We start from the raw sequence: 20,842 nt of genomic DNA on the forward strand, positions 1-20,842 counted from the left end.
GGAGACGTGCTCCGAGTTGAATCGGCCAATAACGACTCCGACCCCCGTGGTCCTCTTGCCTTCGGCTTGGCGCGTTGCATTAATTGACCCGTACACGAAGACGCGCTGTGCGGGTGTGATCGGAGAAAAGCAGTGTTTCAGCAGGTTGCAGAGAATGTGAATCGTCCCAAGAGTGCGAGTATGTTGAGCTTCAGGCTTCTCGGGCCGTTGGAAATACGGGTCGGGGAGCGCGTGAGCAGGCTCGCCGGCGCAAGGCAGCGGACCCTGCTGGCCGTTCTGCTCGTCGACAGCGGACGGCTGCTCCCCGTCGAGCAGCTTTACGACGAACTGTGGGGCGAGACACCGCCGCCGACGGTGGGTAACTCCTTACAGGCGCACGTCTATCGGCTGAGGCGTACGCTCAATGAGCTGTCGGACAGTCCGGCGACCCGCCCCCGGCTGATCACCCGCCCCTCGGGCTACGTTCTGGAACTCAACGGGGCCACCGTCGACACGGATGCCTTCCAACGGTCGATCTCCCTGGCCCGCTCCCTCATGCACACCGATCCGGCCGCCGCCCACGCCCTGTTCGAGGAGGCGCTGGAGCTCTGGCAGGGCGACCCGCTGCAGGACGTGGTCCAGGGACCGATGTGCCGCAGCGTCGCCCTCCAGTTGAAGGAGGAGTACCTCACCGCGGTCGAGGACAAGCTGTCGCTCGGCATCGACATCGCCGACCCGGTCCGCACCATCGGCGAGCTCAAGCGCATGAGCGTCGCCCACCCCTGGCGCGAACGGATCACCGAACTCCTCATGCTCGCCCTCTACCGGGCGGGCCGTCAGGCGGAGGCGCTCGAGACCTACAACTGCGCCCGTCGTAGGCTCGTCGAGGAGCTGGGCATCGAACCCTCCATCCAACTGCGGCAGCGGCTGCGGGAGATCCTCAACCAGGTGCCCGGCGTGAGCGGTCATCTGAACGCGCACAGGTCCAGAATCCCGGGGGCCGGCCACGATCAGTCGCTCGTGGTGCCGTCCGGCAGGATGCGGCCGAAGCCCGCGTAGGGCACGAGAGCCTTGGGCAGCGCCACCGAACCGTCCGGCCGTACCCCCTGTTCGAGAAGCGCTGCCATCGTGCGTCCGATCGGCAGTGCGGAGCCGTTGAGTGTCACGACGGGTGATTTCCGGGAGCCCGGGCCGCGCAGGCGGATGCCGGCCCGCCTCGCCTGGAAGGTGCCGCAGTCGGACACCGAGGAGATCTCCCGGAAGGCGCCGCCGCCCGGCATCCACACCTCGAGGTCGTATGTCATCCGGGCCGAGAAGCCGAGATCCCCGGCCGGCAGCAGCACCACCCTGTACGTCAGCTCCAACGCCCGTAGGCATTCCTCGACATGGCTGACCATCAGCTCCAGTTCCCGCCGCGCGTCGTCCGGCGCGCACAGCCGGACCAGTTCCACCTTCTCGAACTGGTGCAGCCGCAGGATGCCCCGGCTGTCTCGGCCGTAGGAACCCGCCTCGGCCCGGAAGCAGGGGGAGCGGGCGGTGACGGCGAGCGGCAGCTGCGCCGGGTCGAGCACCTCACCGGCGAACAGGTTCGTCAGCGGCACCTCGGCGGTGGGGATCAGCATGAGTTCCCGGTCGCCCACGCGCGTCGAGAACAGGTCCTCCTCGAACTTGGGTAGCTGCCCCGTGCCGGTCATCGTCTCCCGGGTCACCAGATACGGCACCGAGTACTCGGTGTAGTCGTGGGCGCCGGTGTGCAGGTCCAGGAAGAAGGCGGCCAGCGCCCGCTCCAGCCGGGCCCCGGCGCCGCGGGCCACCGAGAATCTGGCCCCGGACAGCCGGGCCGCGCGGTCGCCGTCCAGGATGCCCAGTGAGGCGCCGACCGCCGCGTGATGACGGGCCTCGTCCGCCGCGGCCGGCGGCGGGCCGCACCGGCGCACCTCCACCGCCTCGGCCTCGGTGCGCCCGTCGGGGACTTCGTCCAGCGGGATGTTCGGAATCGTCAGCAGCAGGTCGGAGAGGCGTTCTCGGGCGTCCCTGGAACGCGCCTCGGCCCTCTGTACCCGTTCCCGCAACACCCGGGCCGCCGCCCGCCGTTCCTCCGGGACGACGTCCCGGCCGCCGCCCTTGGACGAGCGGTTGAGCTCCGCCCGCGCTCCGTCCATCTCCTCCGCCGCCGCGGTCCGCTCCCGGTACAGCGCCTCCAGCTCCTTCAGCCGCAGCGCGTAACCGCGCCGGGCGAGCCGGGCCACCGCATCCTCGCCCAGCGCCAGCAGCTCACGTGCATCGTGCATCGCTTGTCCCTTCCTCTGCCGATATGCCAGGCCGGGCGCGTTCAGGCCGCCGCGATGGCGAGTACGGCGTTCTGCCCGCCGAAGCCGAAGGAGTTGCACAGTGCCAGCTCGGCCCTCGTCGCGGTGGCGGTGGTCGCGACCTCGATGTCGAGCCGTGGATCGAGGCAGGACAGACCCGCCGTCGGGGGCACCACTCCCTGTTCCAGGCTCAGCACCGTCAGCGCGGCCTCCACCGCCCCGGCCGCACCCAGCAGATGCCCGGTCACCCCCTTGGTGGAGGTGACCAGCGGGCTCCCGGTCAGCACCCGGCTCAGCATCTGTCCCTCGGCCAGGTCGTTGAGCGGGGTCGACGTGCCGTGGGCGTTGACATGGCCGACCTCCGACGCGGCGGCGCCGGCGTCCGCCAGGGCCGCCCGCACCGCCGACTCGGCGCCCACACCCTGGGGATGCGGGCTCGTCACGTGGTGGGCGTCGGCGCTCGCCCCGTACCCCACCACCCGGCCCCTGACCCGGGCCGAGCGGGCGCGTGCGTCGGCGGCCCGCTCCAGCACCAGCACCCCGGCGCCCTCCGCGGCGACGAACCCGTCCCGCTCGACGTCGAAGGGCCGGGACGCGCTGTCCGGGTCGTGTTCCCGCGCGGACAGCGCGCCCATCTGCGCGAACCCGGCCATCACCAGCGGCGTGATCATCGCCTCGCTGCCGCCGGCCAGCACGATGTCACAGCGGTCCAGCGTCAGCAGGTCCCGGGCGGTACCCACGGCAGTCGCGCCGGACGCGCAGGCGGTCGCCACCACCAGATTGGGTCCCCTGGCCCCCAGCGCGATGGCGAGCTGCCCGGCCAGCATGTTCGGCAGTTGCATGGGGAGCAGCAGCGGCGAGACCCGGCGCGCCTCCTCGGTGATCAGCACCAGGTGCTGTTCCTCCACGGTGCCCGGCCCGCCGTCGGCCGACCCCATGACCACACCGACCCGGGCGCCGTCCCAGGTCGCCGGGTCCAACCCGGCGTCCGCCACCGCCTCCTGGGCCGCCACCAGAGCGAACTGCACGAACCGGTCCAGCCGCAGCGCCCGCCGGGCGCCGAGCAGGGCGTCGGCGTCGAACCCCGGCACCCGGCAGGACAGCCGTACGGAATTGCCTTCCAGCGTCGGGTCCAGGGCCGCCGTCGGCCGCCCCGCGAGCACCGCCGCCCAGGTGGCGGCGGTGCTCGTACCGGCCGGTGTCACCAGTCCCACACCGGTGACCGCGATGTCGGCACCGACGGTCATGCCGCGGCACTCCGCTCCTCCATCAGCCGGACCATGTCGCCGACGGTGGCCGCCTCCAGCAGCTCGTCGTCGCTGATGGTCAGCCCCAGCTCCTTCTCCAGCACGAGCGAGAGCTCCACCACAGCCAGCGAGTCCAGCTCGATGTCCTCCCGTGTGGCGTCGGGGGTGACGGTCTCCGGCGTCACCTTGAGCTTGCTGACGAGCATTTCCTTGAGGGTGTCGAACATGATCTCTCCCTTTGTCTGGTAAGTCGGTTGTCTGGTAAGTCGGTCATAGGGCCTTCACGTCGGGCCAGACCAGCGCGGTCGCCCCCCACGTGAGGCCGCCGCCGAACGCGGTCAGCAGCAGCCGGTGGCCGGCCGTCAGGGTGCCCTCGGCGGCGGCCTGCGCGAGCAGCACCGCGAGTGACGCCGCCCCGGTGTTGCCCACCCGCTCGATGTTGGACAGCCGTCGCTCGTGCGCGATGCCCAGGTCGTCGGCGACGGTGGCCAGGATGCGGGCGTTCGCCTGATGCGCGGCGAACCGGTCGGCCGCCGCCGGAGTGTCCCAGCCCGCCGCCTCGGCGGCCTGCCGGGACGAGGTGGTCATCCGTTCCACCGCGTGCCGGTACACCTCGCGTCCGGCCATCCGGAAGAACTCCTCGCCGGGCTCCGGCGCGACCCCCGAGGAGCGCTGCCGTGAGCCGCCCGCCGGTACCTGGATCAGTCGGTTCAGCCCGCCGTCGCTGCCCAGCACCACCCGGCCGACGGCGCCGGGCTCGCTCGCGTCCCCGGCCCGCAGGACGACGGCTCCGGCGCCGTCGGCGAAGATCACCGCGGTGCCGCGGTCCTGCGGATCGATGATCGTGGTGAACGCGTCGGCGGCGATCAGCAGCACCCGCTCGGCCGTGCCGGAGGCGATGAACCCGGCGGCCGCGGCGAGGCCGTACAGGAAGCCGCTGCACACCGCCGACACGTCGAACGCCGCGACACCGCCCAGCCCGAGCCGGTGGGCCACGTCCGGGGCGGTGGCCGGGCATGGCCGGTCGGGCGTGGTGGTGGCCAGCACGACGGCGTCCGCGCCGCCGCCGGCCGACTCCAGTGCGCGCCGGCCCGCCTCGACCGCCAGGTCGGAGGTGGCGACCCCGGGCGCGACCATGTGCCGGGTCGCGATCCCGGTCCGGGAGCGGATCCACTCGTCGGACGTCTCGAGGCGGCGGGTCAGTTCCTCGTTGGTCACCACGTCCGGCGGCAGGTGACACCCGATCCCGGCGATGACCGCCGCCCGCCCGCCGGACGCACCGCTCATACGGAGCCCCCGGTGCCGCCCAGCAGCTCCGGCGGCAGCCCCATGTACGCCATGCGGACCTCGGCCATCTGCTCGGTCCACCGCTCGGCCATGTCGTACCGCTGTTCGGGAGTGGTGTCGAGCATCCGTACGCCCGGCCAGATCTCGTAGTCGCCGATCCTGTCCGCGTGGGCGGCCATGCCCTCCTGGAAGAGCTTCTCGCGGTGGATCACGAACTCCCGGTCGGGGACCTCGTCCCACATCTTGACCCCGGCCTGGATGATCTCCACGATCCGGTCCCGGGACTCGGGGTGCGCGGCCAGATGGTCCTTCAGGATCGTGCTCGCCACCGTCAGATGCCGGATCTCGTCGATCGCGGTGCCCCGGGAGATCTCGCCGGTCGCTGGGGAGAGCGGGGTCCACTTGCGCTCGCTCAGCTCGGCGGCGGGCGCCAGGACGCCCTCGATGACGATGGCGAAGACGGCCACCCCGCCGGCGAAGTCCTGCTGCTCCCGCACGATCTCCAGGGTGAAGTCCACCACCGGCTGGAGCACCCGGGCGCGGTAGTCGGCGGAGAGTTCCGTCACGTCCCGCAGCAGGGTGTCGGCCGGCATGCCCAGCTCCACCAGGTGGTTGCGGAACACCCGGGCGTGCCGGGCCTCGTCGAGCAGTTGGGTCGCGTAGAACTCCATCTCCGGAATGCTCGGGGCGAGTTCGACGTACGGGGCGAGCAGCCGGGTGGCTATCTCCTCGGACACGCCGCGGAAACCGAACTCCAGGATCAGCGCATCTCGCAGCGGACCGGGCTCCTTGAGGAAGTCCGGTACCCGCGCGTCCGCATGATGGCCTGTCACCCCTCGGTCACGCAGGGTGCCCTGGGCGACCGAGGTGATCCAGTACGGGAGGTCGCAGTCGGTCGGCCCGAGGGTCAGCTGCATGGCGCCGTCCAGGAGCCCGGGAGCGGCGTCCCAGTCGGCCTCCGGAGCGACGGCTGCCTCGGTCCGGGCCGTGTTGTCGATGCTCACAGTGCTGCTTTCTCCTTCTCCTTCGGATGGATCACGGAAGAGTCCGGCACCCACGGCGCATGCGCCACGTCCCTCCGGGGCGCGCCGGCCACCAGCTCACCGGCGTAGCTGAGCAGCGGCGCCCCGGACGGGCCCACGTCCGCCCGGACCACGAGCCCCAGCAGGACCTCGTGGTCGCCGACCAGGAGGCTGCCGCGCACCCGACAGGCGTAGTGCGCCAACGCCCCTTCCAGCAGGGGTGCGCCCGAGTACCGGTCGCGCCGCCAGGCGAGACCGTCGAACTGCGCGGCGCCCGCCGGGCGGTCGCGATCGGCGAACCGCCTGGCCACCGAGTCCTGACCGCCGCTGAGTACGTTGACCGCGAACCGCCCCTCGACGAGCGCGAGGTGGACGAAGGACGAGCCCTCCTCAAGGCTCGCGGCGAGCAGTGGCGGCGCGTGCGACACCGTCGTCAGCGAGGACACCGTCGTCCCGTGCGTCCGCCCGTCATGACACACCGTCAGCACGGCGACCGGCGCCGCGAGCCGGTCCACCACGGTGGCGAAGCCGGCGTTCATCGCACGACCCGTTGCGGCTCCCGGCGAGACGCCGGCAGGTGCCCCACGGGAACAGGGTCGCCTCCGTGGCCGACCGGTTTCGGGTGGGCGAGACCCAGGTCGTCCAGCAGCCGCAGATAGCCGTCCTGCCGCACCGGCTCGAAGGGCAGGGCGAACGACTTCATGAAGTTGCCGAACAGGCCCCGGTCGCCGAACAGATGGAACGGGATGGCCAACAGCGCCCACTCCGGCCCGGCCAGCCAGCACCACAGGCCGATCACGATGCCCTGGGTGATCAGGCTGTGCATCACGTTGTAGAGGACGTAGTACGCCTTGTGGATGGGGCGGCCCTGGGCCCGCTTGAACGCGACGGCGCCCGGGATGTAGCCGATGAGGTCGATGTAGAGGAACAGCCCGACGAAGGGCAGCCATCGGATGTCTCCGAGGTGAGCGATGATCAGGCCCGTGGACACCGCGAAGCCGGCCAGGTATTCGGCGCGGTGCAGGGAGTAGGTCCGGGGGGTCTCGAACGGATTTGCCTGGTCCATGACGTTTTGCCTCCTGTCATGCGGTGGCGGGCACGCCGGGCTGCTCGCCGACGACCTCGCTGTCGGGGAACATCCCGGTGACGGCCCAGGCGACGGTCTCCCTGATGACCCGCTCGGCGATCGGGTCGAGGATGCCTTCGAGGCTCGGGATGCCGAAGTCGAACTCGGCGACGAAGCGCACGGTCACGTCAGCGCCGTCCTGCGCGATCCGCCAGGCGCCCTGGAAGGAGTCGAAGTCGCCGTCCATCTGCTCGAAGCGGATCTCCAGGGTCTCGGTGCAGAAGACGTCCCGCTCCGTCCAGCGCAACAGGCCGCTGCGGAAGTGCAGTTCCCAGCTGGAGGAGCAGTCGGGGTCGGGGTGGGTGGCGTGCACGGTGGTGGCCTCCACGTGCGGGGCCAGTTCGGGGAAGCGCTCCCAGCGCCGTACGGCGTGGAAGACGCTCTCGGCGCTCTCCGCGCGCACCAGCGCCTCAAGGGTTACCTCTCGCACGGTCCCTACCGCCTTTCGGGCATCGTGGCGGAGCCGCTGACCAGGTCGCGGGTCGCCTTGTCGAAGGAGTCGAGCAGATGGTTCACGTCGGTGTCGGTCAGGATCGCGGGCGGGGTGAAGCGGACCACCGCGCTGCCGTTCATCGAGTGGTTGGCCACCACCCCGTGGTTGAACAGCTCGATCAGCAGCTCGCCGGCCAGCCCCGCCTCGACCAGCTCCACTCCGATCAGCAGCCCGCGCCCCCGCACCTCCACCAGCAGTCCGGGCAGGTTGCGGTGGGCGATCTCGGTGATCCGGGGCAGCAGCCGGGCGCCCAGTTCCATCGACCGGGTGACCAGACGTTCCTCCTGCACCGCGCGGATCGCCCCTTGGACGGCGGCCATCAGCAGCGGCTGCCCGGAGAAGGTGCCGGTGTGAATGTAGGGGTCCTTGTCGAACGGGCGGAACGCCTTGCGGGTGGCGACCACCGCGGACACCGGAGCAACTCCGCCGCCGAGTGCCTTCCCGGCCAGCAGCACGTCCGGGACGATGCCGTCGATGTCGGCGCCCCACCACTCGCCGAGCCGCCCGAACCCGGTCTGCACCTCGTCCAGGATCAGGAAGCCGTCGTACTCCCGGACGAGCGCCTCCACTTCCTTCAGGAAGCCCTTCGGCGGGATGATCACGCCGCCCTCGCCCTGCACCGGCTCCAGGATCACGCAGACCTCGCCCGGATGCGCGGCCAACTGCTCGCGCAGGGCGTCCGCATCGCCGTACGGGATGTGCGTGAAGTCGGGCAGGAGCGGTCGGAAGGGGTCCTGGTAGACCTTCTTGGCGGTGGCCGAGAGGGCGCCCATGGTCTTGCCGTGGTAGCCGCCGAACATCGAGACCGTGCGCCGTCGGCCACTCGCCCGGGCCAGCTTGAGCCCGGCCTCGACCGCCTCGGTGCCGGACAGCGCGAAGTGGACGCGGTCCAGGCCCGCGGGCATCACCGAGACCAGGGCCTCGGCCGCCTGCGCCACCGTGGGTTCCAGCAGGATGCGGGTGGCCACCGGGTGCCGGTGCAGCTGGCGCTCGACCGCCTCCACGACGAGCGGATGCCGGGCGCCCATGATGAAGACGCCGTAGCCGCCCGCGTTGAGGAAGCGCTCGCCGTCGCTGGTGGTGAGCCAGGCGCCGGACGACTCGACCTCCATATGACTGCCGAAGAGTTCGGCGACGGTGGCCCGCCCCTTGCTCAGATGCGCCCGGTACAGGCCGAGGACCTTCTCCTCGGAGATCTCGGAGATCTCGGAGATCTCGGAGACCTCGGCGGCGGAGGGCTGTGCGGTGGTGGTCATGAGGTCACTCCTGTGGCTTTTGTGACGCCGGGCCGGGGGACGTGTTCGGTCATGACAGCTCCAGGGACCCGCCTGTGAACCACTTCAGCAGCGGCTCGGCGGCCGAAGCCCGGCCCGGGGGATGGAAGGCGAGGGGCCGTACGGAGTCGGCGAGCCGGGTGTGCTCGCCGCCCCGGATGAAGTCGATGCCGCCCAGCAGCTCCAGTGCCTGGTCGGCGGCCCGGACGAGGGCCTCCTGGGCGGCGTACCTGGCGACCAGCACCGCCGCCACCGCCGGCTCACCGGCCAGCCCGTCCTGTACGGCCCGCGCGGCGCCCTCCAGCAGGGCGAACGCCGACTCCACGCCGACCGCGAGCGCGGCACGCTCACCGGCGCTGCCGCGCTCCCGCTCCAGCACGGTGGCGACGAGGGCCGTCGCGGCGCCCGCGTAACCCGCGGAGATCAGCAGCTCGAACCAGATGAACCCGGTCGTCTGCAGGTCGTCCAGCAGATGCGGAGCCTCCGGCACGGTGCGTACCACCAGCTCCTCCGGGACGAACACATCGGTCAGCCGGACCTCGTCGCTCTCCGCTCCCGCGAGCACCTCGTTGCCCCAGAACGGGTGCACCGAGATGCCGGGGGAGTCGGCCGGCAGCAGGGCCAGCGCGAGCTCCGGGGCGCCGTCGGCGCCGGGGACCGCGATGCTCGCGGTGAGCAGGTCCATGGAACGCGCCAGGCTGCACGGCTTCTTGACGCCGTTCAGCACAAAGCCGCCCTCGGCCGCGGTGGCCGTCACGGACGGGATCAGGATGTTCTGCTGGGTACGGCCTTCCGCCCAGCCGGAGGCGAGCAGCAGCCGCTCCGGGGCTATGCCGTGCAACACCTTCGCCTGAGCGGGCGTCAGTCGCCCGGAGCCGGCGGCCATTTCGAACAGCATGGCGACGGTGAAGTGGTGCATCGCGGCCGCCGCGGCGAGCGAGGGCGACACCGAGCCCACCGCACGCTGCACCCGGATCGCGTCCAAGGCGCCGGCGCCCCGCCCGCCGTGGTTCTCGGGGACCAGCAGACCCGCGCCGCCGTGCTCGCGCAGCAGCGCGGTCACGGGGGAGCCGGGTGCCTCGCGCTCGGCGAAGGGGAGGGCCTCCAGTGCCGTGAGGAGGCCGGGATGGTGGCGTTCGCACACCTCTCGGGCGTGACTGAGGGATCGCATGGGGGGATCTCCCTACGGGGTCGGGTGGCGTCGGGCGGGTCAGGAACCGAAGACCGCCTCGTGCGGGCTGACGTCCCGCGCGATGCTCACGCCCTGGAGATGCGAGGTCTTGAGCATCGGGTAGTTGGCCTCGCCGAACGCGCCGCCGGTGAGCCCGGTTCCGCCGTGGCTGGGCAGGTACGGCAGGAAGCCGATGTGCGAGTCGTTGATCTTCAGCAGGCCGCCGTTGCCGATCCGGCGCACCACTGTGTCGATGACCTCGGGCGAGTCCGCCCACAGTGAGTTGCGCAGGCCGTACTCGTTGGAGTTGACGAAGTCGATCATCCGTTCCAGGAGCTCGTCGTCGGTGCCCGCCTCGGGCACGACCACGGGCAGCAGCGGGAAGAACGTCTCGTCGCGGACGACGTCGTACTTTCGGGCCTCGGTCAGCCCCTCCACCCGCAGCACCGTCGGCTGGAGGAAGACGCCCGTGTCGGAGGGGGTGCCGTCCACCTCGGCCCGGCTGCCGCCGGTGACCAGCTCGGCGCCCCGGTCCAGGGCCTGCTGGAGCAGCGTGAAGAACCGCTCGCTGCGCCGCACCGGCGACAGCAGCACCTCCGGGTCCTCCGGATAGCCGGGCCGGATCGCCGCCGCTCGCTTGCTGACCTCCTCGATCAGCCGGTCGGCGATCGCCGGGTGCGCGAGTACGTAGTTGGGCACCATGCATATCTGCCCGGAGCCGTAGAACGCCTCCGCGATCGCCTCACCGGCCCGGACCGGGTCGGCGTCCCGCCACACCACGATGCCGTCGTTGCCCGCCAGTTCCAGGATCGGCTTCTTGCCGCGCGCCACGCACTGTTCCTGGAAACGCAGGCCCTCCTGGCTGCCGCCGATGTAGAAGATGTCGTCGATCAGCGGATCCTCCAGCCAGCGGTCCAGCGTCTGCCGGGGATTCGCGCAGATCGCGTTGAGCACCCCGGGCGGCGCGCCCACCTTCTCCAGCAGTGGCGCCACCACGTCTCGGATGAGCCACATCGTGCTGAGAGCGATACTGCGCGGCGCCCGCACCACCACGGCGTTGCCCGCCATCACCGCCAGCACCGCCAGGGCGGCGCTGGGGGCGGGTGCGTTCTGCGGCGGGTTGAAGGCGACCACGCCGTCCGGCTGCCGCCGCACGATGAGCCGCCGCGGACCGTGCTGGAACTCCGTGTGCATCTGCTGCCGGTACCAGCCGAGGCTCTCCTCGCTGTACACCTGGAGCAGACAGCTCAGCTCCCACCGGGCGAGCTTGACCGGGTGGCCCTCCACCATCAGCATCTCGGTGAACTCGTCCTGCCGGCGCAGGAGTTCCTCCCGGAACAGGGTGCCCAGCCGCATCCGCTCGTCCAGCGGCACAGCCGCCCACGCGGGAGCCGCGGCCGCCGCGGCGGTGGTCGCCCGGTCGATGTCCGAGTCGCTCGCGACAGCGCACCGGCCCGCCACATACGGATGACCCGCGGCCTCGGACTCCGGATGCCGCTCCAGCTCACGCTTCAGGCTGACGCTCGTGAAAACGTCCTCCAAAAGAGAACGTGAGCTGACCGTGTACACCCACTGATCGCTCTCGACATCCTCGCCGCCAATGTAGAGCTGGTAGCTGCGGATTTCTGATGTATGCATCGACCGCCCCATAGATTGCGTCTCCATATGGCCATTCGATTCCTTGTGCAGCCTGTTCGGAAAACAGTCTTACAGTGTTCTCTGATACGGAACTGACGTGGGGCTGACCCTGTTCTGACATGTGCCTACTGCCCGACCCGGTCCCCTTTCGGCGGCGAATTGGTCTCTGCTCTACTTCACTCATGACCGAGACACTTCTGCACGCCATAAGGAACTGGACCGAGGCAGAAAACCCCAGTGCTTTTCTCGCGATGAACGACGACAAGGAGGTCTTCACCCTGCCCGGCGCAGAAGGAGTCGTGCTGCACCGGCAGGCCGGCCGGTATCTGGTGCAGTTCGGGGGCCCGTTCGCGCCGCCCGACTCCTACGACTCGCTGCTGGACGCCTTCCTCGCCCACGCCCGCCGACAGGGGCTTCGTGTGGTGGGTGTGCAGTTGCAGCGCTCCGACGCCGAGGCCTATGTCCGGCACGGCTTCACCGTCAACCAGATCGGCGCTTCCTGGGCCGTGCGGCTGCCTGAATTCAGCCTGCGCGGTACGAAGTTCATGCAGCTGCGAAACAAGATCTCCCGGGCCCTGCGCAACGGGCTGAAGGTCCAGGAGGTCGAGGCCGGGCGCTGGCAGCACGCCATCGAGCACATCGACTCGGCCTGGCTGAAATCGAAGGGAGAGAGCGCCCGTCCGCTGGAGTTCCTCGTCGGCCAGATCGGCGGCCCCGCGCAGGAACACCGCCGTCTCTTCCTCGGCACGATCGACGACGAACCGGTCGCCTACATCTCCTACTGCCCGGTCTACGGCAGCCGCGCGGGCTGGATGCACGACCTCAGCCGCCGGCTGCCGGGCGGCTCTCCCGGCCTGATGGAAGCCGTCAACGCGGCGGCGATCGAGATCTTCCGGGGTGAGGGAACGCCGTGGCTGCACTTCGGCTTCACTCCCTTCACCGGGCTCGACCCCGCCAGCGAGCTCCCGGGCCACAGCCCGGCCTTCAGCTGGCTGATGCAGTTCCTGTGGGCCGAGGGCGGCGCGTTGTACCCGGCGCAGACCCAGCTCGCCTACAAGGAGAAATGGGGGCCCGAGCTGGTGATCCCCGAGTACGTGGCCTTCGAGGGGCAGGCCTCGCTGCCGTCCTTCGCGCACATCTTCCGCGCCTGCAACTCCTTCTGAACCGCGCCGCCCAGCCCGACCGTCCGAACCGCCTGATCCCAGGGAGATGCCATGTCCATCGAGACGACGACCACGGAGACGACGACCACGGAGACGACGACCACCGCGGCGACGAAGAGGAGTACCGACGAACTGCGCCACTCCGTGGTGGAGTTCCTGATGGCCGTCATCGGCGCCCCGGACGACGAGGAGATCGCCCGCACCGCGGACGACGCGGTCCGCGTGCTGGACGCCCGGCTCAGCGAAGAGCGGCAGGGCTGACCGGCGGCCCGGCCGGCTGACCGGCCGACGCGCACAGCCGTGGTGGCGGGACCCGGATCGACCGGGTCCCGCCACCACGGCTTTCGACATGCGCAGGGGCGTCAGCGGACCGGGATCCGGTCCACCGGGCGGCCTGTCGTACGGTCGCCGAGGACGGCGACGTCGAGCGACAGCAGCACCATCGCGCCCGCGATCACCGTGAACAGCAGCCCCGCCCCGCCCGAGTCCAGCAGCGGCAGCAGCAGGAACGGCAGTGCCGCCGCGGTCAGTTTGGACAGGGAGTAGGCGAGGCCGGAGGCGCCGGCCCGGATCGCCGTGGGGTACTGCTCGGACAGCAGGACGTGCGAGGCGGCAGAGAACACGTTGCTGACCAGCGTGTAGCCGAATCCGAAGGTCACGACCCAGCCGGGCGAGGCGGCGAACGCGAAGCCCAGGCCCGTCGCCGCCATCGTGCACGCGGAGGCCGAGACCAGCGTCTTCCGCTCGATCCGGTCCAACAAAGGCGCCGCGAGCAGGGAGCCCACCGGGTAGCCGAAGAACGCCACGGCGGTGTAGCCGAGCCCCTGGACCACGTCGAACCCCTTCGCGGCCAGCACCTGCGGGGCCAGTGTGCCGAACCCGTAGTACCCGACCGTGGACAGCAGGCAGAAGATCCACGTCATCACCGTCCGGCGGCGGTACGACGCCGAGAACACCGCCCGCAGCATGCCGCCCTCGGGTGACCGAGTCTCCGGGCCGACGACGGCCGGCGCCGGATCCGTCGTGACGTACGACGGCCCGGCCGACGCTTCCAGCCGCGCGGTGATCACCTCAGCCTCCTCGGCCCGGCCGACCGCGGCGAGCCAGCGCGGCGACTCGAACAGGCCCCGGCGCAAGCCCCACACCACCGCCGAGCCCAGTGCGCCGAGCAAGAACAGCCAGCGCCAGCCCGCCACGCCGAACGGGCTGAGAGGCACCAGCCACACGGCGAGCAGACCGACGGCCGGCACCCCGCAGAAGCCGATGGTGTACGTCAATGCGATGAGGCGCCCGCGATGCCGGGAGGGCAGCACGTCGGCGAGGTAGCTGTCGGTCAGCGACTGCTCCGCGCCGATGCCGATCCCCGCCACGAAGCGAGTCGCCACCAGCCAGCCGACTGACGGGGAGAACGCGCCGGCCAGCGAAGCCCCCGAGTACAGCGCCAGGTTGAGCAGGAAGGCCCGCCGTCGGCCGAACCGGTCGGCGAACCGGCCCAGCACCACCGCCCCCAGGAACTGGCCGAGGAATGCGGACGCGAGGACCAGTTTCAGGGTGGTGCCGTTGAGGGCGAAGTCCGCCTGGAGCACCTTGGACAGGACGCCGGACAGGTTGTTCTCGTACATGTCGAACATCAGGCCGACGCCGATGACGCCGGTGAGTCGGTGGTGCACCGGGGTGACCGGCAGCCGGTCCAGCCGGTCGCCGATGGACATGCGACGGCCCGCGGGCACGGGGGCCTGGACCGCCTTGGTTGTTTCTTCGGACATGGCGGAGGGGGACTCCTCTCTGGGATTGAGGGCCTTCAGGTGTCTTGGGGTGGTGCCGGACGCGCCGCGGCCCGGCTCCGGCGGGAGGTGCCGGGGCCGGGCCGAGGGGTCGAGTCAGGCCGCCTGGCTCGTGGCGCCTGCCCGGCCGTCGCGTACCGGTGCGCTGACCTCGTGCAGGAACGTCGCGACCTCCTTGTACGAGGCCCAGAAGCCGACCTCGTGGTACGGCATCCCGCGCTCGGCGCAGTAGGCCATGGTCAGCTCGCGGGCCCGCGCCAGGTTCTTCTGCGGCATCGCCGGGTACAGGTGGTGCTCGACCTGGTAGTTGAGGCCGCCGTACAGGAAGTCGATCACTAGGGACGGCCGGATGTTGCGGGAGGTCAGCACCTGGCGGGCGAGCCAGTCCAGGGACTCCTCCTCGCCGTCGCGCAGTTCCATGCCCTTGTGGTTGGGCGCGAACATCATCCCGAAGTACACGCCGAGCGTGGCGTTCTGCACGAGGAAGAAGGCCACGGCGAGCAGCGGCGACAGCACCGTGAACAGGAGCGTCAGGAAGATCGCCATACGCACGACCAGGAGGGTGGCCTCCAGCGTGGGGCGGCGCACCTCACGGCGCGCGATCATCTGCACGGCCGTTTTCCCCATCTTGTACGACTCCAGCACGAGCAGTACGAAGAACAGCACGCTCTGGTAGCGGACGATCAGCCGCTGCCGGCCCTTGCGACCCGGGTACTGCTTCATGTCGAAGATGACGGTGCGCCGGCCGATGTCCGGGTCCATGTCCAGGTGGTTGGGGTGGGAGTGATGCCGGTTGTGGTGGTTGACCCACCAGCCGTAGCTGACCCCGTTGACGAGGTTCGCGTGGATGTAGCCGACCAGGGAGGCGGCACGACGGTTTCGGAACATCGACTTGTGGCCCGCGTCGTGCCACATGAACGCGCTCTGGCCGCCGCTGAAGCCCATCCAGACGGCGACGAGGAGCTGGAGCCAGGAGTCGCCGAGTGCGAAGAAGGCGGCGATGCCGACGGCGAAGATGGCGGCGTTCAGCGTCAGCCGGCCGAAGTAGTAGCGGGGGGCCAGGTCCAGGAGGCCTTCCGCTTTGACGCGCTGGAGCAGTTCGGCGAACGTGGCCGACGCTCCCCCAGCCCGCTCACCTTTGCCCTCGCCGGCCCGGACCGGTGCAGTCGGCCGGCTCTGATGCCCCAGTAAGGCATCGCCATAGGGATTGTTCATGCCTGGGTCCCCTCGCACGAGATGATCCGTCGTATGAGACGGGCGGAATTCCAGCATCGAGTAGCGCCCTGATATCCAACTGACTGTGCCCTGACGGAGATATTCCGAAAGATCGTCAGAGAGATATCAGCAGCGTGTCAGAGGACTGCTGCAGAGTTGTACTCGAGAACGGCGCCGGAGAGTGCGAACTCACCGGAACCGGAATCGCTGGAGAGGTGCCCGGAGTGGTTATCGGGGATCGGGATTCGTCTCGGTCGGGTGGTTTTGCCCGCCTGCGCAGGTTCGAATCCTGCCCTCTCCGCTTGGAGAGGTGCCCGGAGTGGTTATCGGGGGCCGGGATTCGTCTCGGTCGGGTGGTTTTGCCCGCCTGCGCAGGTTCGAATCCTGCCCTCTCCGCTCGTCTACCGCAGTGCTGTCCGTTCCATCGGCATCCCCATCGACTTCCGGAGAGTTTCCATGACCGAGGAGTCCCAGGCGCTCGTTCGGAGCGTGCTCGTCGTCGCCAACCCCGCTGCCGGAACCACGAGCGATCGGCTCACGGCAGACGTCCTCGCCGAGTGCGCGAACCGCGCGGCCGACGTGCGCCTGTACCGCACCACCGGTCGAGGCGACGCCACCGCGGCGGTGAGCGCGGCCCGTTCGGAAACCGTCGGGCACCGCGTGCCCGACCTGGTGGTGGCGGTCGGCGGCGACGGCACGGTGCACGAGGTGGTCGCCGGTCTCGTCGCCCAGGGTCCCGCGGCCCGCCCCGCACTGGCCATCGTGCCGGCGGGCACCGGCAACTCCGGCTACAAGATGCTCTGGTCGGACCGCCCCTGGCGGACGGCGCTCACCGCTGTCCTCGACGGCCCCCGCCACGGCGCCCGACTGCGCCGCATCGACCTCGCCCACCTCACGGAGACCGGCGCGAAGGTGTTCCTCGGCGCCTGTTCCGGCGTCATCGCCGACGCCCTGAGGGTGGCGCGGTCGGTGCCGCAGAGTGGCCGCGACCGCTACACCACGGCCTTCGCCGATGCTGCCGCCGCCTTCACGCCGTATCCCGGCCGGGTCACCGTCGACGGCACGCCTCTGTACGAGGGGCCCACCGTGCTCGCCAACGTCGGCGGCGGGCGCTTCCGCGGCGGGCGCTACCAGGTGCTGCCGCACTCGGAACTGGACGACGGCCTGCTCGACGTCTGCGTCATCGGCTCGCCCATATCCCCCGCCGAGGTCCCTGAACTCACCCGACGCGCCGCCCACCTCGGTCTGCCCGGCGTCCACTACGGCCGCGGCCGGCGCATCGTCGTGGAGCGCCTCGACGGCGTACCCCTGTGCTTCGAGCACGACGGCAACCTCCAGCCTCCCGACCTGGCCCGGCTCACCTTCGAGGTGTTGCCCGGCGCCCTCCCGGTATGGGGCGCCGACACCGCCGTACTCGCCGCCCCGGCGGCCGAGGCGCGGGCGTGACGCTCCTGGAGGAACTGTGCGCGTGGGCGGCCCGGTTGACGTACGACGACATCCCGGACCGGGTCCGTGCGCTGGCCGCCAGCCAGGTCCTGTCCCAGGTCGCGTCCATCAGAGCCGGAGCCGTCCACCCGCTGGGCGGCCGCATGATCGCCGCGTTCGGTGAGCCGTTCCAGCCCGACGCCCGGCAGGCCGCCTGTGTGCTGGCCGGACTCGGCTCGTGGCTCAACCTCGACGACACCGCGTACGCCGGACACCTCTCCAACTCGACGGTTGCCGTCCCCCTCGCGTTCGCCCACGCCCGCCGGCTGACCGGCGCCGCGCTGCTCACGGCGGTGGTCGCCGCCAACGAGTGCGCGGCCCGCGTCACCGCCGCCGCGACCCTCGGACCGCTGCGCGGACAGAGCGCGGTCCACACCCATCTGGTGGGCGCCGTCTGCGGACGGCTGCACTGCGAGGGCGTCAAGGATCCCAGGCGGTGGGCGGACGCCCTGGGCCTGGCCCTCGCCATGCCGCACCGGCCGCTGATGCGGGCGTTCCTGGCCAGCGACGCCCGGCTCCTGAACGCCTTCGCCCCGGTGCGGGCCGGCATGGACGCCTGCGACGCCGCCACCGCCGGACTGCGCGGCGCACCGGATCTCCTGGAACACCCCGACGGCTTTCTCGCCGCGCTGGCCACGGTGCCGCTGCCCGACGAGGTCACCGACGGCCTCGGCCGGCGCTGGCACACCGACACGCTGTCCTTCAAGATGCGCCCCGGCGGCCCCGGCATCGACGCGGCCGTGGACTGCGCCATCGACCTCCACCGCGAACTGCGGTCGGACGTCGGCCGGTCGGCCCCGCCCGTCGACCCGGCTTCGGTGGCGGAGGTACTGGTGGAGACATCCCTGTACACCCTGTACGCGGGCCGCCGTGCCGACCGCTACGTCACCGGCCCCGACGCACCCCTGGGCGCACTGGTGCTGCACACGCCCTACCCGGTCGCCACGGCGCTGCTCACCGGTGGCCTGACGGTCGCCGACTTCGAGCGGCCCGCCCTGGCGGACCCGGCCCGCTGGCAGCTGGCGCAGCGGGTCCGGCTCGCTCACGACCCCGCCCTCACCCGGGAACTGTTCGCGTCCGCCGCGCCTTTCGGCGCCGCGGTCCGCCGGGCGGGAGCCGCCGCAGAGCCCTGGCTGTTCGACTTCGGCGGCTCCGAGACCGCCCGCATGGCACTCGACGCGGCCGAGCCGCCCGAGCCCGACTTCACGGCCGCCACCAAGGCGACCGGCGCCCGCGTCACCGTACGCCTGCGTGACGGCCGCGCGTTCACCCGTGAACGGCTCGTCCCCCTGGGCGCCGCCGGCCCGCACACCCGGGCCTGTCACGACGAGCTGGTCCGGGAGAAGTTCGTGTCCCTCGGTGGTGACGTGGACACCGCGAAGGCCGCTGTCGAGCTCGGCGCGATGGGCGCTGTCCGACTGCGCGACTGGCTGCACGCGGCACTCGCCGTCCAGCGGCCCGCGCCGAGGTAACACGCGGAGCGCGCGGTCGGGCCCGCGCCCACGAGGGACGTGTGTGGGGCCCCTCCGCGACTGCTTCGGGGCCCCACGCTCAACGGAGTTTCCCGGGTGGCGTCACCCGGCCCGCATCTCCTGCGCCATGCGGAGCACCTCGTCGCCCTCAGGCGCGTCGATCTCCACGTCGAGCACCGTGCACACCCGGGCCACGAGGAAGTAGAAGCCCGCCAGAATCAGCGTCTCCACGACCTGCTCCTCGTCGTAGTGCTCCCTGAGTCGCGCGTAGCGGATGTCGTCGACGAGCGGGCCGTCGGCCACGGCCGAGGCGAACGCCACGAGCGCTCGCTGCGCCGGGGTGAAGACGGCCGAGTCGTGGTCCGCGCGGCGCAAAGCCGCCCGCTGCTCGTCGGTGACGCCGACGGCCCGCGAGATGGGGACGTGCTGGGCCCATTCGTACTCGGACCGGAAGCCGGTGGCGTAGGTCAGTATGAGCAGTTCGCGTTCCACCGCGCTGAGGCCGCCCTCCGTGAAGAGCGCGGCGCCGAGCCGGGCGATCTGCTCGACCGACTGCGGTGCGTGGCCGAGGACCCGGTAGAGATTGATGACGCGTCCCTGGGCGAGGGAACGCAAGGATTCGGGGAGCGCCTCGGTGTCGAGGCAAGGGATGCGGGACATGACGAGTTCTCTCCTCGTGCGATGCGGGTGGTGTGGGGCGGCGGGGATCAGACGGTCACCGTCTCGAGCCAGCGGGGCTGCGAGGAGCCGCGGGGCACGAGAAGGGGGCCGCGCCAGGACGGAGGCGTCTCGCTCAGCCGCACGGGAGGTGCGACCAGGCCGAACTCGCCGAGCGGAGTGGAGCGGGTGATCCGCTCGGCCGGGGGCAGCAGGTCGGTCGGCACGGACCGGGCCGTCTCCTGGCCGAACGTGCCCAGGCCGTAGGTCCAGTTGGACACGCCGGCGAGGGACACGCGCACCTCGTAGCTGCCGCCTTCCCGGGCCCGGCGCAGGACCGCGCTCATGACGCCCGCGGCCGCGAGGGAGGCGGCCAGGTAGTCGTTGACCATCCGCCCGTACGGGAGCCTGGGCTCGTCGCCCTGCCGTTCGCTCCAGTTGATGCCGGTCAGTGCCTGGGCGTGCTGGTCGAAGCCGCCGCGATCCTGCCACGGCCCGCTGTGGCCGTAACAGCGCACCGACACGTTGATGATCCCGGGCGAGATCTCCGCGCACTCCTGTGGGCCGAGGCCGAGACGGTCCATCTTCGACGCCCGGTGGTTGTGGACGAAGACGTCGGTCGTGCGCAGCAGTTGGTCGAAGGTCCGGCGCCCGTCGCTGTCGCGCCGCACGTCGAGCCGGGCGGAGCGCATGCCGACCCCGCACTCGTTCCAGCACAGGTCGTGGTCGAAGGCGTTCGGCTCGCACACGTGCAGGACGTCCGCACCCTGCTCCGCGAGGACCCGGCCGGCCGCCGTGCCCGCGAAGACATGGGTGAACTGGAGGCTGCGCAGGCCCGACAGTGGCTGTGCGCCCACCGGCAGGGGGCGCGGCGGGGCGTCGCCGATGCGCTCGACCGAGACGAGTGGCTCGGCCAGCACGGCCTGCCCCTGAGGGTGGTCGAGGAACTCCTGCCTGCTGCGGACGACGGCCAGCGGCACTCCGCGCGCCGCCGCCGCCTCCTCCAACTCCCACGCGTTCCACCGGGCGATGGCAGCGGCGAAGTGCTCACGGGTGTGCGCGGTGTTCAGCAGGGCGGTGAACTCGTCACGGGAGCGCGCGTAGCAGGCGATGGGGATGACCCACCGGTCGTCCGCCGTGCGGTACAGGTCCCACAGGGCGGGCATGGGGGTGCCGTCCCGGCCGAGCACGCTGCCCATGTTGGAGCCGTATCCGTTCAGCGTGTTGCCACCGCCGAGGTACGGCGTGATCTGGTGCATCGCCTGCCCCAGATCCAGCGCCAGCCGCTGCGGACGCCCCGTGCCGGCCTGCCAGATCTGTGCGGCGCCGACGGCTGCGGACAGCAGGGCGATGCCCATCGCCGAACCCAGTCTGATGGTGGACGGCACGAGGGGATCGCTTCCGCTGACGGCGATCTCGCTGACCGCCGGGTCCCGGGAGAGCCCCAATACCTTCAGAGTCCTGTCTAATTCACCCAGGAGGTCGAATTCGTTTTCATCCATGCCGGGCATCGTAGCCTT

The 20,842-nt window shown here is 71.0% G+C and carries 20 protein-coding genes and 2 tRNA genes; 7 read left to right on the forward strand and 15 right to left on the reverse strand.

Translation table 11 applies throughout. From position 1 onward, the window contains the following. Window positions 1-231 precede the first annotated feature (231 nt). Window positions 232-1,038 carry an AfsR/SARP family transcriptional regulator gene (locus tag ADL01_RS14775; RefSeq protein ID WP_063783518.1) on the forward strand — a complete coding sequence of 269 codons (807 nt, stop codon included), beginning with the start codon at window positions 232-234 and terminating at the stop codon, window positions 1,036-1,038. Here ADL01_RS14775 and serS read toward each other — a convergent pair. From serS to ADL01_RS14830, 11 genes are all read right to left on the reverse strand, one after another. Continuing rightward, window positions 990-2,270: a serine--tRNA ligase gene (gene serS / locus ADL01_RS14780; protein WP_053742451.1), complete on the reverse strand. Its 1,281-nt coding sequence runs from the start codon at window positions 2,268-2,270 to the stop codon at window positions 990-992. The genes ADL01_RS14775 and serS overlap by 49 nt on opposite strands. Window positions 2,271-2,311: 41 nt before the next feature. Continuing rightward, on the reverse strand, window positions 2,312-3,535 hold the full coding sequence (locus ADL01_RS14785; RefSeq protein ID WP_053742452.1) for a beta-ketoacyl-[acyl-carrier-protein] synthase family protein: 1,224 nt from the start codon (window positions 3,533-3,535) through the stop codon (window positions 2,312-2,314). Beyond that, complete coding sequence (locus ADL01_RS14790; protein ID WP_053742453.1) at window positions 3,532-3,762, reverse strand: acyl carrier protein; 231 nt, start codon at window positions 3,760-3,762, stop codon at window positions 3,532-3,534. The genes ADL01_RS14785 and ADL01_RS14790 overlap by 4 nt, the downstream gene beginning before the upstream one ends. Window positions 3,763-3,805: 43 nt before the next feature. Then, on the reverse strand, window positions 3,806-4,822 hold the full coding sequence (locus tag ADL01_RS14795) for a beta-ketoacyl-ACP synthase III (protein WP_053742454.1): 1,017 nt from the start codon (window positions 4,820-4,822) through the stop codon (window positions 3,806-3,808). Continuing rightward, complete coding sequence (locus ADL01_RS14800) at window positions 4,819-5,739, reverse strand: VlmB-like protein (protein ID WP_234354635.1); 921 nt, start codon at window positions 5,737-5,739, stop codon at window positions 4,819-4,821. Before ADL01_RS14800 ends, ADL01_RS14795 begins: the two co-directional genes overlap by 4 nt. 83 nt (window positions 5,740-5,822) lie before the next feature. Next, a complete protein-coding gene (locus ADL01_RS14805; RefSeq protein ID WP_053742455.1) occupies window positions 5,823-6,383 on the reverse strand; it encodes a flavin reductase family protein in 561 nt (186 codons plus the stop codon). Then, window positions 6,380-6,910, reverse strand: coding sequence for a hypothetical protein (locus ADL01_RS14810; protein WP_053742456.1), 531 nt, complete (start codon window positions 6,908-6,910; stop codon window positions 6,380-6,382). The genes ADL01_RS14805 and ADL01_RS14810 overlap by 4 nt, the downstream gene beginning before the upstream one ends. A gap of 16 nt (window positions 6,911-6,926) precedes the next feature. Next, window positions 6,927-7,400 carry a type II toxin-antitoxin system RatA family toxin gene (locus tag ADL01_RS14815; RefSeq protein WP_053742457.1) on the reverse strand — a complete coding sequence of 158 codons (474 nt, stop codon included), beginning with the start codon at window positions 7,398-7,400 and terminating at the stop codon, window positions 6,927-6,929. A gap of 5 nt (window positions 7,401-7,405) precedes the next feature. After that, entirely contained in the window at window positions 7,406-8,719 is a 1,314-nt protein-coding gene (locus tag ADL01_RS14820) for an aspartate aminotransferase family protein (protein ID WP_053742458.1), read from the reverse strand. Between the two features lie 49 nt (window positions 8,720-8,768). Next, complete coding sequence (locus tag ADL01_RS14825; RefSeq protein ID WP_053742459.1) at window positions 8,769-9,908, reverse strand: acyl-CoA dehydrogenase family protein; 1,140 nt, start codon at window positions 9,906-9,908, stop codon at window positions 8,769-8,771. A gap of 39 nt (window positions 9,909-9,947) precedes the next feature. Then, window positions 9,948-11,546, reverse strand: a complete 1,599-nt coding sequence (locus tag ADL01_RS14830) for an aldehyde dehydrogenase family protein (RefSeq protein ID WP_078960525.1) — start codon at window positions 11,544-11,546, stop codon at window positions 9,948-9,950. A 182-nt stretch (window positions 11,547-11,728) separates the two neighbouring features. Between ADL01_RS14830 and ADL01_RS14835 the strand changes: the two genes are divergently transcribed. Continuing rightward, the gene (locus ADL01_RS14835; RefSeq protein WP_053742461.1) at window positions 11,729-12,709 is read left to right on the forward strand and encodes a bifunctional lysylphosphatidylglycerol flippase/synthetase MprF; all 981 of its coding nucleotides are present in this window, start codon (window positions 11,729-11,731) and stop codon (window positions 12,707-12,709) included. 51 nt (window positions 12,710-12,760) lie between these two features. Next, on the forward strand, window positions 12,761-12,970 hold the full coding sequence (locus ADL01_RS14840; RefSeq protein WP_053742462.1) for a hypothetical protein: 210 nt from the start codon (window positions 12,761-12,763) through the stop codon (window positions 12,968-12,970). Window positions 12,971-13,071: 101 nt separating this feature from the next. Here the strand turns inward: ADL01_RS14840 and ADL01_RS14845 are convergent, their stop codons facing one another. Beyond that, a complete protein-coding gene (locus ADL01_RS14845; protein ID WP_053742463.1) occupies window positions 13,072-14,475 on the reverse strand; it encodes an MFS transporter in 1,404 nt (467 codons plus the stop codon). Between the two features lie 114 nt (window positions 14,476-14,589). Further along, complete coding sequence (locus ADL01_RS14850) at window positions 14,590-15,708, reverse strand: fatty acid desaturase family protein (RefSeq protein ID WP_063783519.1); 1,119 nt, start codon at window positions 15,706-15,708, stop codon at window positions 14,590-14,592. 209 nt (window positions 15,709-15,917) lie between these two features. On the opposite strand from ADL01_RS14850, the gene ADL01_RS44680 reads away from it, so the two are divergent. The 4 genes from ADL01_RS44680 to ADL01_RS14860 all read left to right on the forward strand — a co-directional run bounded on the left by ADL01_RS44680 (window position 15,918) and on the right by ADL01_RS14860 (window position 18,665). Next, window positions 15,918-16,009, forward strand: a tRNA-OTHER gene (locus ADL01_RS44680). A gap of 3 nt (window positions 16,010-16,012) precedes the next feature. Next, window positions 16,013-16,104, forward strand: a tRNA-OTHER gene (locus ADL01_RS44685). Window positions 16,105-16,164: 60 nt separating this feature from the next. Continuing rightward, a complete protein-coding gene (locus ADL01_RS14855; RefSeq protein WP_053742464.1) occupies window positions 16,165-17,154 on the forward strand; it encodes a diacylglycerol/lipid kinase family protein in 990 nt (329 codons plus the stop codon). Continuing rightward, entirely contained in the window at window positions 17,151-18,665 is a 1,515-nt protein-coding gene (locus ADL01_RS14860; RefSeq protein ID WP_053742495.1) for an MmgE/PrpD family protein, read from the forward strand. Before ADL01_RS14855 ends, ADL01_RS14860 begins: the two co-directional genes overlap by 4 nt. A gap of 102 nt (window positions 18,666-18,767) precedes the next feature. Here ADL01_RS14860 and ADL01_RS14865 read toward each other — a convergent pair whose 3' ends face one another. Together ADL01_RS14865 and ADL01_RS14870 are read right to left on the reverse strand one after the other, a co-directional pair. Further along, complete coding sequence (locus tag ADL01_RS14865) at window positions 18,768-19,325, reverse strand: carboxymuconolactone decarboxylase family protein (protein ID WP_053742465.1); 558 nt, start codon at window positions 19,323-19,325, stop codon at window positions 18,768-18,770. Window positions 19,326-19,372: 47 nt separating this feature from the next. Then, window positions 19,373-20,824: a CoA transferase gene (locus ADL01_RS14870; RefSeq protein WP_159049523.1), complete on the reverse strand. Its 1,452-nt coding sequence runs from the start codon at window positions 20,822-20,824 to the stop codon at window positions 19,373-19,375. Window positions 20,825-20,842 lie beyond the last annotated feature (18 nt).

It is taken from the genome of Streptomyces sp. NRRL WC-3618 (assembly GCF_001280005.1).
Classification (GTDB): Bacteria; Actinomycetota; Actinomycetes; order Streptomycetales; family Streptomycetaceae; genus Streptomyces.